Annotated in this window: 14 protein-coding genes and 1 pseudogene; 10 read left to right on the top strand and 5 right to left on the bottom strand. The window is 68.7% G+C overall.

Annotation, left to right across the window (positions count from 1 at the left end; all coding sequences use genetic code 11):
* A pseudogene (locus WA944_RS08635) lies at positions 1–643 on the top strand (hypothetical protein); the annotation flags it as partial.
* Here WA944_RS08635 and WA944_RS08630 read toward each other — a convergent pair.
* Positions 621–1,760 carry an acyl-CoA dehydrogenase family protein gene (locus WA944_RS08630; protein WP_526646734.1) on the bottom strand — a complete coding sequence of 380 codons (1,140 nt, stop codon included), beginning with the start codon at positions 1,758–1,760 and terminating at the stop codon, positions 621–623. The pseudogene WA944_RS08635 and the gene WA944_RS08630 sit on opposite strands and share 23 nt — an antisense overlap.
* Positions 1,761–1,804: 44 nt before the next feature.
* On the opposite strand from WA944_RS08630, the gene WA944_RS08625 reads away from it, so the two are divergent.
* The gene (locus WA944_RS08625; RefSeq protein ID WP_163888447.1) at positions 1,805–2,380 is read left to right on the top strand and encodes a TetR/AcrR family transcriptional regulator; all 576 of its coding nucleotides are present in this window, start codon (positions 1,805–1,807) and stop codon (positions 2,378–2,380) included.
* A gap of 3 nt (positions 2,381–2,383) precedes the next feature.
* Here the strand turns inward: WA944_RS08625 and WA944_RS08620 are convergent, their stop codons facing one another.
* Genes WA944_RS08620 through WA944_RS08610 form a run of 3 tightly spaced genes read right to left on the bottom strand, consistent with a single transcriptional unit; the run spans position 2,384 to position 4,751 of the window.
* Positions 2,384–2,806: a PPOX class F420-dependent oxidoreductase gene (locus tag WA944_RS08620; RefSeq protein WP_526372640.1), complete on the bottom strand. Its 423-nt coding sequence runs from the start codon at positions 2,804–2,806 to the stop codon at positions 2,384–2,386.
* On the bottom strand, positions 2,803–3,840 hold the full coding sequence (locus tag WA944_RS08615; protein WP_526372647.1) for an LLM class F420-dependent oxidoreductase: 1,038 nt from the start codon (positions 3,838–3,840) through the stop codon (positions 2,803–2,805). Before WA944_RS08615 ends, WA944_RS08620 begins: the two co-directional genes overlap by 4 nt.
* Positions 3,841–3,896: 56 nt before the next feature.
* Positions 3,897–4,751, bottom strand: a complete 855-nt coding sequence (locus tag WA944_RS08610) for a dienelactone hydrolase family protein (RefSeq protein WP_526372641.1) — start codon at positions 4,749–4,751, stop codon at positions 3,897–3,899.
* Between the two features lie 55 nt (positions 4,752–4,806).
* Between WA944_RS08610 and glmS the strand changes: the two genes are divergently transcribed.
* The 3 genes from glmS to WA944_RS08595 all read left to right on the top strand — a co-directional run bounded on the left by glmS (position 4,807) and on the right by WA944_RS08595 (position 8,201).
* On the top strand, positions 4,807–6,681 hold the full coding sequence (glmS, locus tag WA944_RS08605; protein ID WP_526372642.1) for a glutamine--fructose-6-phosphate transaminase (isomerizing): 1,875 nt from the start codon (positions 4,807–4,809) through the stop codon (positions 6,679–6,681).
* Positions 6,681–7,571, top strand: a complete 891-nt coding sequence (locus WA944_RS08600; protein ID WP_526372643.1) for an alpha/beta fold hydrolase — start codon at positions 6,681–6,683, stop codon at positions 7,569–7,571. Before glmS ends, WA944_RS08600 begins: the two co-directional genes overlap by 1 nt.
* A 252-nt stretch (positions 7,572–7,823) precedes the next feature.
* The gene (locus tag WA944_RS08595; protein ID WP_526372644.1) at positions 7,824–8,201 is read left to right on the top strand and encodes an STAS domain-containing protein; all 378 of its coding nucleotides are present in this window, start codon (positions 7,824–7,826) and stop codon (positions 8,199–8,201) included.
* A gap of 8 nt (positions 8,202–8,209) precedes the next feature.
* Here WA944_RS08595 and WA944_RS08590 read toward each other — a convergent pair whose 3' ends face one another.
* Positions 8,210–8,608, bottom strand: a complete 399-nt coding sequence (locus WA944_RS08590; protein WP_526646732.1) for a DUF4440 domain-containing protein — start codon at positions 8,606–8,608, stop codon at positions 8,210–8,212.
* 59 nt (positions 8,609–8,667) lie between these two features.
* Between WA944_RS08590 and WA944_RS08585 the strand changes: the two genes are divergently transcribed.
* The 5 genes from WA944_RS08585 to tsaE all read left to right on the top strand — a co-directional run.
* Positions 8,668–10,080, top strand: a complete 1,413-nt coding sequence (locus WA944_RS08585) for an NAD(P)H-hydrate dehydratase (RefSeq protein WP_526611527.1) — start codon at positions 8,668–8,670, stop codon at positions 10,078–10,080.
* 10 nt (positions 10,081–10,090) lie between these two features.
* Positions 10,091–11,482 (top strand): glutamate decarboxylase, encoded by a 1,392-nt coding sequence (gene gad, locus WA944_RS08580; RefSeq protein ID WP_526373974.1) that lies wholly within the window; start codon positions 10,091–10,093, stop codon positions 11,480–11,482.
* A 38-nt stretch (positions 11,483–11,520) separates the two neighbouring features.
* Positions 11,521–12,648 carry an alanine racemase gene (gene alr / locus WA944_RS08575; RefSeq protein WP_526611537.1) on the top strand — a complete coding sequence of 376 codons (1,128 nt, stop codon included), beginning with the start codon at positions 11,521–11,523 and terminating at the stop codon, positions 12,646–12,648.
* Positions 12,645–13,733: an alpha/beta fold hydrolase gene (locus WA944_RS08570; RefSeq protein WP_526611529.1), complete on the top strand. Its 1,089-nt coding sequence runs from the start codon at positions 12,645–12,647 to the stop codon at positions 13,731–13,733. The genes alr and WA944_RS08570 overlap by 4 nt, the downstream gene beginning before the upstream one ends.
* Positions 13,726–14,033 (top strand): tRNA (adenosine(37)-N6)-threonylcarbamoyltransferase complex ATPase subunit type 1 TsaE (gene tsaE / locus WA944_RS08565; protein WP_526646730.1); only part of this gene is annotated, 308 nt, incomplete at its 3' end. The genes WA944_RS08570 and tsaE, both read left to right, overlap by 8 nt.

The following is a 14,033-nucleotide window of genomic DNA, read 5'->3' as shown; positions in this document are numbered from 1 at the left end:
CGCACCCGCACCCGCACCCGCACCCGCCCCCGCACCCGCGGCGTGGACAGCACCGGCCGCGGCCACGGTGCCCGCCTCGGCGGCGGTACCGTCAGGTGTCGCAGAGCAGTCGCCTCCGCCGGTTGCGCCGGTGCCGGCAGCTCCCTCGATGCCGCCGACGCCGCCCCTGGATGGCATGGGCACCGGCATGCCGGATCTCGGCGGTGGACTGTCGGGTCTCGGACAGCAGTTCGCCGACACGCTCGGCGGGTTGTTGGGAGGTGGCGGGCTGGACGGTGCAGTCCCGGACCCGCCCGAACTCGATGTCCCTGACCTCGATGACACCGTCGACGACGACGGTCCCGACGAAGAGGCCGAGGAAGAGGCCGAGGAAGCCGACATCGTGGCCGACGAGCCTGTCGAGGAAGCCGTCATCGCGGCTGAGCCGGAGGCGGACGAATGCGCGGAACCCGAGGAGGTACCCGCGGAGCCGGCACCGGTCCCGACGCCCGCCCCGCCGCCTGCTGAACCGTTGCCGCCGGTCGATATGCCACCGGCCGACCCGGCGGCGGCCGAGCAGACTCCGTGCGCCATCGCCGCGGATGAACTGCCCCAGGTCGGAGATCCGCCCGCCGCGGCGGTCAACGAGCCAGGTGCCGGCTGATCACCAAACGCTGAATCTGGTTGGTGCCCTCGAAGATCTGCATGATCTTGGCTTCCCGCATGTACCGCTCGACGCGGTAGTCGCGGGTGTATCCGGCGCCGCCGAACACCTGGACCGCGTCCGTGGTCACCTTCATGGCTGCGTCGGTGGCGACCAGCTTGGCCACCGAAGCCTGACGCGAGTACGGCAGGCCGGCATCGCGCCGTCGGGCGGCGTCGAGATAGGTGGCCCGAGCCGAGTCCACAGCTGCAGCCATGTCAGCGAGCACAAACGCCAACCCCTGATGATCGATGATCTTGCGGCCGAACGTGGTTCGCTCCTGGCTGTAGTTCACCGCATCGTCGAGTGCCGCCTGGGCCAGGCCGGTGGCCACCGCAGCGATCCCGAGGCGTCCGGAGTCCAAGGCGCTGAAGGCGATCTGCAGACCTTGACCTTCGGTGCCGATGCGACGGTCGGCGTCGACGAACGCGTCTTCGTAGTGCCCCGCGGTGGTCGGGACAGCGTGCAGCCCCATCTTCTCCTCGGGCCTGCCGAAGGTCAGGCCGGGGGTGTCCCGCGCGATCAGAAAACAGGAAATACCTTGCGAGCCTTCGCCGGTGCGGGCGAACAGGTTGTAGAAGTCTGCGATGCCGCCGTGGGTGATCCAGGCTTTCGCGCCGTTGATCGTGTAGCCGTCGTCGGTTGCAGTGGCCTTGCAGGTCAGCGCGGCGGCATCGGAACCGGCCTGTGGTTCGGAGAGGCTGTAGGCGCCTACTGTGGACCCGCCGAGCATCTCGGGCAGCCAACGTTGCTGTTGCTCGGGTGTGCCGAAGGCGAAGAGTGGATGACACGACAGGCTGTGGACGCTGACTGCGACGGCAACCGCCGCCCAGCGGGCAGCGATCTCTTCGAGCACCTGCAGATACACCTCATAGGGCTGATTGCCGCCGCCCCACTGTTCGGGGTACGGCAGGCTTAGCAGCCCTGCGTCGCCGAGCGTCGCGAACACCCCCGACGGGTAGGCCTCGTCCCTCTCGTGTTGATCGACGATCGGGTCGAGGACCTTGTCACAGATCTGACGTGCGAGCTCGATCAGCTCGTGTGCTTCGTCGGAGGGGAGCAGACGGTCCACAGCCATACCGGAAACAGTACTACAGGACCTACTACAGTACTGTTGCCGCCATGACCAGGCCCGCATTCGCCACCAGGCGGCGTACCGAGTTGTTCGACTCGCTGACCGACCTGTTGCTGTCCGAGGGCTTCGCTCACCTCACCCTCGACGACATCGCCGCGAGACTGCGATGTTCGAAGTCGACGCTCTATACGCTGGCCGGCAGCAAGGAGCAGTTGGTGCAGGCGGCCACCGTGCACTTCTTCCGTTCGGCGACAGAGTTCGTCGAGGCGCAGGTGGCGGCGGCATCGGGGGCCCGCGCCCGCATCGCCGCCTACCTGTCCGCGGTGGGGACCGCGCTGGATCCCGCGTCGGACCAGTTCATGGTCGACCTCGACGCCTTCGTCCCCGCACGCGCGGTGTACGAGCAGAACACCCGGATCGCCGCGCGTCGGGTGCAGGAGTTGATCGCCGAAGGCGTTGCAGCAGGGGACTTCCGCGACGTGCACGCCGCATTCGCCGCCGACCTGGTGGCTGCGGTCATGGTGCGGATCCAGCAGCGCGTGGTGCGGGAGAGCACCGGACTCGACGACGCGGACGCCTACCGCGAGCTCGCCGCCATCCTCACCGGCGGGATCGAGGCCTGACGGTCAGTTCGCCAGGTCGAACGCCTTGAGCACCTTCGTCGGCGTCACCCGAACCACCAACTCGCCCGGGACGCCGTTGCGGCGCCCGAACTCCTCGGCCCGGTCCGCGCCCATGTAACGACCGCCGATGCGGGTTGCGGTGTCCAGCACCTCGGCCGGGTCCTCGCCGATGGCCGCGGTGCCCTGGATCTGCACGAACGAGAAGGGTGGACGCTCGTCGTCGACGCAGATCACCACGCGCGGATCACGGGCCAGTGCACGTCCCTTGGCGGTGTCCCGCCCGGTGTTGAAGACCAGCTGGTGCCCGTCGACGATGAACCACACCGGCGCGACCAAGGGCCTGCCGTCCGATGCGACGTAGCCGAGCTTGGCGGTGCGAGTGCCCTGAGAGAGGAAGGCGATCACGTCGTCGGAGAGCTCCGTCATAACAGCGACTGTAATTCCTCCACGAACGCCACGGTCTCCCTTCGGTCACCGGTGAGCGGGTGGAGCAGCAGCGTTGTCACGCCCGCCTCGGCGAACGCGGCCACCCGTTCCTTGACGAATCGGCGAGGGCCCACCAACGACACCTGCCGGACGAGCTCGTCGGGTACGGCCTCGATGGCTTCGGCCTTCTTGCCGGCGAGATAGAGATCCTGGATGCGGTCGGCGACGTCGCCGTAGCCGTAGCGGGTGGCCAGGTTGTGGTAGAAGTTGCGCCCGCGCGCGCCCATTCCGCCGATGTAGAGCGCCAATTGTGGCTTGGCCCAGGCCAACCGGGCGTCCGAGTCGTCGCCGATCGCCAGGCTCGCGCTGACCATGACATCCAGTGGACCCAGCGCCGGGTCGCGTTTGGCGGCGCCCGCGCGCAGTGCTGCTCCCCAGACCTCGTCGGCCTTCTCAGGGTAGAAGAACACCGGCTGCCAGCCCTCGGCGATCTCGGCGGTCAACTCGACGTTCTTGGGTCCGAGGGCCGCGATGGTGATCGGGATCTGTTCGCGGACTGGGTGATTGATCAGCTTCAGCGGCTTGCCGAGACCAGTGCCGCGCTGAGCCGGCAGCGGAACCTGGTAGTACTTGCCGTCATAGGTGACGCGCTCGCGCCGCCACACCTGGCGGCAGATCTCGACGACCTCGCGGGTGCGCCCCAGCGGCGCGTCGAACGGCACCCCATGGAAACCCTCGACGACCTGCGGTCCGGACGTTCCCAGGCCGAGCCGGAACCGGCCGTCGGAGACGTAGTCGAGGCCGGCGGCCGTCATCGCCATCAACGCCGGCGTCCGGGAGTAGATCGGGACGACGCCGGTGCCCAGCTCGATGCGCGATGTCCGGGCCGCCAGAAAGCCCAGCTGGCTGACGGCGTCGTAGGAGTACGCCTCGGCGACCAGGGCGATGTCCACCCCGATCTTCTCGAGCTCGACCACCTCGTCGACCGCATCGAGGAAACCGCCGGCGTAACTGAGAAAGATGCCTGTCCGCATCGGCTTGCCCATTTGTCAGGTATACACCCAACCAGTTGGTCGGGCGAAACTCCGGTTCAGGGCTTCAGCAGCGCGACGACCTTGTTCTCCAGGTCGACGGGATCGTCGGCGAACGGGTCCATCACCGGTGCCTTCGGCAACTCGACCTCGGGGTCGGCGAAGTCTTTGTAGTCCCCCTTGTTGCCGTCGTCGGTCAGCATGTGAAGCAGGTAGCCGGTCATCAGCGCCCGAACGATCTTCTGGGTGCCCTTGTCGGCGCCCGGCAGCCCGACCACCGGGGCGAGGCGGCGGCCTTCGGCGAGGCCACCGGCCTTGGTCTTGGAGGTGGTGCGCAGCGTGGCCGTCTTCCATGAGCGGGCCAGTTCGACGGCATTGGAACGCAAGGTCATCGGGTCCCCGGGATCCACCAGGATCAGCCCCGGCACCGACAGCCCCGCACCGGGCTCCTCCGCCGACGGCCTGGTGACCAGCGGATACGCGGCGAAGACCGCGCGGGGTTTGGCCGACATGCCCGCCGCGGCGAACACCGCCGCCGAGGCGCCGAACCCGTGCCCGGCGACCCCCAACTTCGCCGGATGCACGCTGATCTCTCCGGTGCCCAGGCGCACGCCTGCGATGATGTCCAGCGCGGTGCCCACGTCGTAGGCCAGGTTGAGCACCGACGGAACCAGCCCGGTCTCGGTGTTGGGCGCGGCGGCCACGATTCCCCAGGACGCCAGATGCTCCAGCGTTCCGTGGTACCGATCCGCCGATGTGATCCAGTCGTGCGCAAACGCGACACCGGGCAGATTCTTACCGGCAACCGGGGTGTAGACAACGCCCGGGAGTCCGGCGAAGGCCAGGTCACCACGCATGACGCGGTGTGGACCACGGCGGGTCAACGCGCCAAACAGCTTCTTCGTGCGGGCCACCCGATGACGGTATCCCACCGGGTGCAGCGGTGTTCCTGCACTACCCTGGACGGCTATGTGTGGAATCGTCGGCTACGTCGGGCAGCGCCCTGCCTGCGCCATCGTCGTCGACGCGCTACGGCGGATGGAGTACCGGGGCTACGACTCGGCCGGCGTGGCGCTCCTCGACGGTCACGGGGGTCTCACCGTGCGCCGCAAGGCGGGCCGCCTGGCCAACCTGGAGAGTGCGCTCGGTGAGGCCGGGCCTGATCAGCTCGTCGGTGCCACCGGGCTCGGACACACCCGGTGGGCCACCCACGGCAGGCCGACCGACCGCAATGCGCACCCGCACCGTGACGCCTCCGGCAAGGTGGCGGTGGTCCACAACGGCATCATCGAGAACCACGCCGCGCTGCGTGCGGAGCTCGAGGGCTTCGGGGTGGAGTTCGCCAGCGACACCGACACCGAAGTGGCAGTGCACATGGTGGCGCGCGAATTCGCCGGCGGTGAGCACGCCGGGGACTTCGCGGCCTCGGCGCTGTCGGTGCTGCGCCGGCTCGAAGGGCATTTCACGCTGGTGTTTGCCCACGCCGACGAGCCGGGAACCATCGTGGCCGCCCGCCGCTCCACGCCGCTGGTGCTCGGGGTCGGCGACGGGGAGATGTTCGTCGGCTCGGACGTCTCGGCGTTCATCGAGCACACCCGCGAGGCAGTCGAGCTCGGCCAGGATCAGGCGGTCGTGGTCACCGCCGACGGCTACCGCATCACCAATTTTGATGGCATCCCCGCTGATCCGTCGAAGGACTACCGGACCTTCCACATCGACTGGGACACCTCGGCCGCCGAAAAGGGTGGCTACGAGTACTTCATGCTCAAGGAGATCGCCGAGCAGCCCGCCGCCGTCTCCGACACGCTGCTCGGCCACTTCATCGACAACCGCATCGTTCTCGACGAGCAGCGGCTGTCCGATCAGGAACTGCGCGAGATCGACAAGGTCTTCATCGTCGCCTGCGGTACCGCGTTCCACTCCGGGCTGCTGGCCAAGTACGCGATCGAGCACTGGACCCGACTGCCAGTCGAGGTCGAGCTCGCCAGCGAGTTCCGTTACCGCGACCCGGTTCTGGACAGCCACACGCTGGTGGTGGCGATCTCGCAGTCCGGCGAGACGGCCGACACGCTCGAGGCGGTGCGGCACGCCAAGGAGCAGAAGGCCAAGGTGCTCGCCATCTGCAACACCAATGGCAGCCAGATCCCACGGGAATGTGACGCGGTGCTCTACACCCGGGCGGGTCCGGAGATCGGTGTGGCGTCGACCAAGACGTTCCTGGCGCAGATCGCCGCCAGTTACCTTGTCGGACTGGCACTTGCGCAGGCGCGCGGCACCAAGTACCCGGACGAGGTGGCACGTGAGTACGCCGATCTGGAGGCGATGCCGGACTTGATCTCGCGGGTGCTGGCCACCACGGACCCCGTCGTGGCGCTCGCTCACCGGTTCGCCCCGTCGCAGACCGTGCTGTTCCTCGGTCGCCATGTGGGATACCCGGTCGCCCTCGAAGGCGCGCTCAAGCTCAAGGAACTGGCCTACATGCACGCCGAGGGGTTCGCGGCCGGCGAGCTCAAACACGGCCCGATCGCTCTGATCGAGGACGACCTGCCGGTCATCGTCGTGATGCCGTCACCGAAGAACGCGGCGATGCTGCACTCGAAGCTGTTGTCGAACATCCGGGAGATCCAGGCCCGCGGTGCCATCACGATCGTCATCGCCGAGGAAGGCGACGACACGGTACGGCCGTACGCCGATCATTTGATCGAAATCCCCTCCGTGCCAACCCTTTACCAGCCGCTGCTGTCGACGATCCCGCTACAGGTGTTCGCCGCCGGTGTCGCCCAGGCCCGGGGGTACGACGTCGACAAGCCGCGCAACCTGGCGAAGTCGGTCACCGTCGAGTAGTGCCCGTGGCCGGGGTCGGGTACTTCCGCAGCGAAGGTGCGCGCGTGCACTTCCTGGCCGCCTACGACGCCGCGATGGCACAGTTGCCCGCGTTCGGCGCCGCGGCCGACGTCGAGACGTCGTTCGGATCTGTACGCGCGTACCGGTTCGGTGACAGGTCCGGGTCGACGCCCGTGGTGCTGTTGCCGGGACGCAACGCCTCGACCCCGATGTGGCGCGCCAACCTGCCCGGTCTGACGGCCCGGCGCACCGTCTACTCGCTCGACCTGCTCGGCGAGGCGGGCCGCAGCGTGCAGACCGCGCCCATCACCAGCGCGCAGGATCAGGCCCAGTGGCTCGAGGAGACGCTCGCCGGCCTCGATCTCCCACATGTTCACCTGCTGGGCGCGTCGATCGGCGGGTGGGCCGCGGCCAACTACGCATGCCGATTCCCGGCCCGGGTGGCGTCGGCGACGCTGCTGGACCCGGTGTTCACGTTCGCGCCCATTCCGCTGCGCACGCTCGCGTTCTCGGCGGTGATGGCGGTGCCTGCCGCGCCCGAGGGGATGCGTCGATGGTTTCTGAGTTGGGTGTCCGGTGGGGAGGCCGCCGACGACTCACTTCCCGAGGCGCGGCTCATCGCCGCCGCGATGACGGACTTCGTGCTGCGCCTTCCGCCGCCGACCGCGATCACCGACGAGCAACTGCGCACCCTGCAAACCCCGGTGCTGGCGTTTCTCGGCGGGCGTAGCGTGATGCTCGACGCCGCCAGGGCCGCGCGTCGGGCGCGGACGCTGTTGCCCCACGGCCACATCGAGGTCCACCGCGACGCGACCCACGCGATCAACGGCGAGTGCGCCGAACAGATCACCGAGCGCGCACACCGATTCTGGGACGCGGTGGACAGCTGAGGCTGCGGTGACGACAGCCGAACTGTCGCCGAAAGTCTGACCCATTCTTTCCCGGACATGCTGACCTGCGCTTATCCGCGCGTTGGCACCCGCCCGCGGTCGAATTCTGCGTGGCGCCGCTAACGCTGAAGACTGTGTGTTCGATAAGAAAAGTAAGAACCGCATCTTATGCGGCCCGACGGCGTGAGCTGGGGCTGGATGGCGCTTGCGCCCGCCCTGGGACGCTTCTGCACAGGTCCGGGGGACTGGAAGATGACTGGAACCGAACACGATCGACGCGGCAGGTTCACCGTCTGCCCGCATCGTGACGGAGAGACGTTGGTTCTGCGCGTTACAGGGGACCTGGACGTGCTCACCGCACCCACGCTCGGCACCCACCTCGACGTGGCTCTGTCGAGTCCGATCTCGACGTCGGTGGTGATCGTCGACCTGACCGGCGTGGAGTTCTTGTCCTCTGCGGGGATCAGCGTGCTCGTCGAAACCCACCGGCTCACGGCATCGACGGACCTGTCCCTGCGCGTGGTGGCCGAGGGACCCGCCACGAGCCGGCCGCTGCAGCTGATGCGCCTCGACGAGATCATCGATCTGTATTCATCCGTCGAAGATGCGCAGCAGGGCCGCGAGCGCTGACCGCGCCCTCAGCTCACGGCGGACTGCTGGTAGAGCACCAGCTTCCAGCCGTCCGCCGCGCGGTGGTACACCGAGGACATCGCGCCCACGAACGGCGCCTGCTGGCCGTCTCGCCAGCCCTTCCCGGTGTAGACCAGAGCGGCGGTGTCGGGTGCCACCTCGATCAGCCGGACGTCCTCGTTCTCGTAGCGTTCCCACGGCGGTGACTGCCCGAGCGCCGAGGCGACGGTGTCGCGGTCCATCACCGCGCCGTTGGCGAGCACCATCACCGCGCCGTTGGCGAGCACCATCACCGCGTCGCCGGTCATCAGTCCGCCGTAGAACCGGTCGCCGCTGCCCTCGCACAGCGACTTCCACCCGGCGTGTTCGAGTTCGAGTAGCTCCTCGATCAGCTGACGATTCGTCATGGCAGAAAAGTACCCATCGGCGCAGTGACCGAATCCGCCGGCCGACTAGCGTGGGGAAGATGCGGTACTACTACTCCGCCGAGGCGATCAGGGCTGCCGAAGAGCCGTTGCTGGCCGCGCTTCCCGACGGCGTGCTGATGCGCCGCGCCGCGTTCGGCCTGGCCACCGCGATCGCCCGGGAACTCGGCGCCGTGGCCGGCAGGAACGTCTGCGCGGTCGTCGGCTCGGGGGACAACGGCGGCGACGCGCTGTGGGCGGCGACATTGCTACGCCGTCGCGGCGCCGGGGCGTCCGCGATCCTGCTCAACCCCGACAAGGCACACCCCAAAGCGCTCGCCGCGTTTCGGCGTGCGGGTGGCCGCATCGTCGAAAAGCTCCCTGCGGCAACCGACCTGGTCATCGACGGGGTTGTCGGGATCTCCGGCTCCGGTCCGCTGCGGCCGAACGCCGCCGACGTCTTCGCCACCGTCGGGCAGGCGGGCATCCCGGTGGTCGCCGTCGACCTGCCCAGTGGGGTCGATGTCGGGACCGGTGCGGCCGACGGCCCGCACGTGAGCCCGGCGGTGACGGTCACGTTCGGCGGGCTCAAACCGGTCCACGCGCTGCGGGACTGCGGCCGCGTCGAGCTGGTCGACATCGGGTTGGATCTGCCGCCGAGCCCGCTGGCGGCGTTCGAGGCCGGTGACGTGGCCGCCCGCTGGCCGGTGCCCGGATCCGACGACGACAAGTACAGCCAGGGCGTCACCGGTGTGATGGCGGGTTCGGCGACCTACCCGGGCGCGGCGGTGCTGTGCACCGGCGCCGCGGTGGCCGCCCACTCGGGTATGGTCCGCTATGCCGGAACAGCTGCCGCAGAGGTGGTTTCGCACTGGCCCGAGGTGATCGCCACACCCGGACACACCACCGCCGGCCGGGTCCAGTCCTGGGTGGTCGGCCCCGGTCTGGGCACCGACGAGACTGCGGCGGCCGCACTGTGCTTCGCGCTCGAGGCCGACGTTCCCGTCCTCGTCGACGCCGACGGGCTGACGATGCTGGCCGCGCACCCCGAACTGGTCGCGAACCGCCGGGCCCCGACCGTGCTGACGCCACACGCAGGCGAGTTCGCCCGGTTGGCAGGATCTCCGCCGGGACAGGACCGCGTCGCCGACACTCGCAGGCTGGCCGACCGCCTCGGCGTCACCGTGCTGCTCAAGGGCAACGTCACCGTCATCGCCGAACCCGGGGGCCCGGCGTATTTGAACGTCGCCGGCCAGTCCTGGGCGGCCACCGCCGGTTCCGGCGACGTGCTCTCGGGGATCATCGGGGCGCTGCTGGCGGCGGGATTGCCGCCCGGTGAGGCTGCGGCGGCCGCTGCGTATGTGCATGCCCGCGCCGCCGAGATGTCCGCCGGCGACCCCGGGCCGGCGCCGGTGCCGACATCGTCGTCGCGGATCCTTGCCCATCTGCGCACGGCGTTGGGTTCGATCCTCTAGAAAGAACCCCATGCCCAACATCTCCCGTCATTCGTCGCTCACCCCCGCCTACTGCGGACGGATGTCCAACACCCCGGTGCCGGCGCTGCGGCTGCCCGACGAGTCGATGGAACCCGACCAGACCTATCGGTTCATCCACGACGAGTTGATGCTGGACGGCAGCTCGCGCCTCAACCTGGCCACGTTCGTGACGACGTGGATGGACCCCGAGGCCGGCCTACTCATGTCGGAGACGTTCGACAAGAACATGATCGACAAGGACGAATACCCCGTGACCACGGCCATCGAGCAGCGCTGTGTGTGCATGGTGGCCGATCTGTTCCATGCGGAGGGGCTACGCGATGACGACCCGTCGACCGGGATCGGGGTGTCCACGGTCGGGTCCAGCGAGGCGGTGATGCTGGCGGGTCTGGCGATGAAGTGGCGGTGGCGCGAACGGGTCGGTGGGCCGAAGGGTGATGGCTGGAAGACGCGCACCCCCAACATGGTGATGGGCTCCAACGTGCAGGTGGTGTGGGAGAAGTTCTGCCGGTACTTCGACGTCGAGGCCCGCTACCTCCCGATGGAGGAGGGGCGCTACGTCATCACCCCGCAACAGGTGCTCGACGCGGTCGACGAGGACACCATCGGCGTGGTGGCCATCCTGGGCACGACGTTCACCGGTGAGCTCGAACCCGTCGCCGAGATCTGCGCCGCGCTCGACGACCTCGCAGCCCAGAAGGGCAAACCCGACGTGCCGGTGCACGTCGACGCTGCCAGCGGCGGCTTCGTGGTGCCGTTCCTGCACCCCGATGTGGCCTGGGACTTCCGGCTGCCCCGGGTGGTGTCGATCAACGTCAGTGGGCACAAGTACGGCCTGACGTACCCGGGCATCGGCTTCGTGGTGTGGCGCAATGCGGAACACCTGCCGGAGGATCTGGTGTTCCGGGTGAACTATCTGGGCGGTGACATGCCCACCTTCACGTTGAACTTCTCCCGCTCCGGCAACCAGGTGGTCGGACAGTATTACAACTTCCTGCGGCTGGGCCGGGAAGGTTTCATCCAGGTGATGCGCTGTCTGTCCGACACCGCGCAGTGGTTCGCCCGGGAACTGGCCGGCATGCCCGAATTCGAGGTGATCTCCGACGGGTCGGCCATCCCGGTGGTGTCATTCAAGCTGGTGAAGGGCACGAAGTACACGGTGTTCGACGTCTCAGCGCTGCTGCGCAGCTTCGGCTGGCAGGTGCCCGCGTACACGATGCCGGACGACGCCTCCGACGTCGCGGTGCTGCGGGTGGTGGTGCGCGAGGGCTTCTCGGCGAACCTGGCCCGCGCGCTGCGCGACGATCTGGTCAAAGTGCTGGCCAAGCTGGACCAGGTGGACCTCGGCGGCTTCGCCGACGAGGCGCACTTCGCCCACTGAACCCGCGCCTGGGACAATCGGGCGCAGTGATCACAACCATGAACACGCCCACCGCGGTCGTCGACCTCGACGCCATCGCCCACAACGTGGCCACGCTGCGCGAGCATGCCGGCGCCGCGGCGGTGATGGCTGTCGTCAAGGCCGACGGCTACGGTCATGGCGCCGCCCAGGTGGCTCGGGCCGCGCTGGCCGCCGGGGCCGCCGAGCTGGGCGTCGCGACCCTCGACGAGGCGTTGGCACTTCGCCGCGCAGGGGTCACCGCACCCGTGCTGGCCTGGTTGCACACCCCGCAGGCCGATTTTGCGCCGGCGCTGCAGAACGACGTTCAGGTCGCGGTGTCGTCGGAACGCCAGCTCGACGACGTTGTCGACGCCGTGCGCCGCACCGGCAGTGCCGCGACGGTCACCGTCAAGGCCGACACCGGCCTGAACCGCAACGGGGTCGCGCCGGCCGCCTTTCCCGCGCTACTCGACGCGCTGCGACGCGCCCAGGCCGAGGACGCGGTGCGGGTGCGTGGCATCATGTCCCACCTCGCACACGGCGACGACCCGCAGAACCCGTTCAACGACGTGCAGGCGCAGCGGCTGACCGATCTGGCGGCGGCGGCCCGTGACGCCGGCGTCCGGTTCGACGTGGTGCACCTGTGCAACTCGCCGGCGGTCCTGACCCGCCCCGATCTCGCGTTCGACATGGTGCGCCCGGGTATCGCGGTGTACGGCCAGAGCCCCATCCCGGACCTCGGCGATTTCGGGTTACGCGCGGCGATGACGGTGAAATGCCCGGTGGCCATGATCCGGTCGATTCAGGCCGGCGACGGCGTCTCCTACGGGCACACCTGGACCGCGGACCGCGACACCACGGTCGCCCTTCTCCCGGTCGGGTACGCCGACGGGGTGTTCCGACCCCTGAGCAATCGCTTCGAGGTGTCGATCAAAGGCAGGCGGTACCCGAACGTCGGCCGCGTGTGCATGGACCAGTTCGTGGTGGATCTCGGCCCGGACCCGACCGGCGTCACCGAGGGTGACGACGCGATCCTGTTCGGTCCGGGCACCGACGGCGAACCCACCGCACAGGACTGGGCGGAGCTGCTCGGCACCATCAACTACGAGGTCGTCACCAGTCCACGGGGACGCATTGGGCGCAGCTATCGAGGCGGTCCGCGGTGAGCGCACGCGCAGGATGGTTCGCCGGTGCGGCGGGGGTGTCCGCAGTCGGCACCGCCGCAGGGGTCTCGATGGCACGGTCGCTGCGCCGCCGCATCACCAGTGAAGACCCGCATGTGGACGAGGATTTCGAGCTGCTCGACGCCGACCGCAGCTGTGTGGTGACGACGCCCGACGGGGTGCCGCTGGCGGTGCGCGAGGTCGGGCCGAAGGACGCCCCGCTGACCGTGGTGTTCGCGCACGGGTTCTGTCTGCGGATGGGGTCCTTTCATTTCCAGCGGGCACGTCTCAGCGACCAGTGGGGACCGCAGGTGCGCATGGTCTTCTACGACCAGCGCGGCCACGGGCAGTCGGGGGAGGCGCCGCCGGACACCTACACCGTCGAACAGCTGGGCCAGGATCTCGAGAGCGTGCTGGCCGTGATGGCGCCGCGCGGCCGCGTGGTGTTGGTCGGTCACTCGATGGGTGGCATGACGGTGCTCTCCCACGCCCGTCAGTACCCGCAGCGCTACCCGACCCGCATCGTCGGTGCCGCATTGATCGCCTCTGCCGCAGAAGGTGTTTCGCGATCCCCGCTCGGTGAGATCCTCCGGAACCCGGCGCTTGAGGTGGTGCGTTTCACGGCGCGCTACGCCCCGAAGCTGGTGCACCGGGGACGCGGCGCCGCGCGTCGGGTGATCGGGCCGATCCTGCGGGCTGCCTCCTACGGCGACGAGAAGATCAGCCCCAGCGTGGTGGCGTTCTCCGAAGAGATGATGCACGACACCCCGATCACCACCCTGGTGGAATTTCTGCACGCACTGGAGGTGCACGACGAGACCGAGGGTTTGGCGACGCTGAACAAGGTGCCGACCCTGGTCGCCTGCGGTGACCGTGACCTGTTGACGCCGATGGAGTACTCGGAGGAGATGGCCGGTGCGCTGACCAAAGCGGAGCTGGTGATCGTCTGCGGTGCAGGACATCTGGTTCAGCTCGAGCGCCCGGAGGTGATCGACGACGCGCTGGTCCGGCTGGTGGAGCGGGCCACTCCGTCCAAGCTCGTCGCACTGACCCGTCGGGTGCGGGAGCGGGTGCGCACCAATGGATGAACGCTCGGGCACTGCCGAACTGTTGACCGCTGACGACACCATCGCGCTGGGGGTCAGGCTGGGACGCGAGCTGCGCGCCGGCGACGTCGTCGTGCTCTCCGGGCCCCTGGGCGCCGGAAAAACGGTTCTCGCCAAAGGGATCGCACAAGCCATGGATGTCGACGGCCCGGTGATCTCACCGACTTTCGTGCTGGCGCGGGTGCACCGGCCACGCCGAGCGGACACTCCGGCGATGGTGCACGTAGACCTGTACCGGCTGCTCGACCAGACGTCGGTCGACCTGCTGGCCGAACTGGATTC

Origin of the sequence: Mycobacterium sp., assembly GCF_049683355.1 — a bacterium.
Lineage (GTDB): Bacteria > Actinomycetota > Actinomycetes > Mycobacteriales > Mycobacteriaceae > Mycobacterium.
Note: the sequence above shows the minus strand (reverse complement) of the source record. Positions and strands in the feature narration are given on the sequence as shown.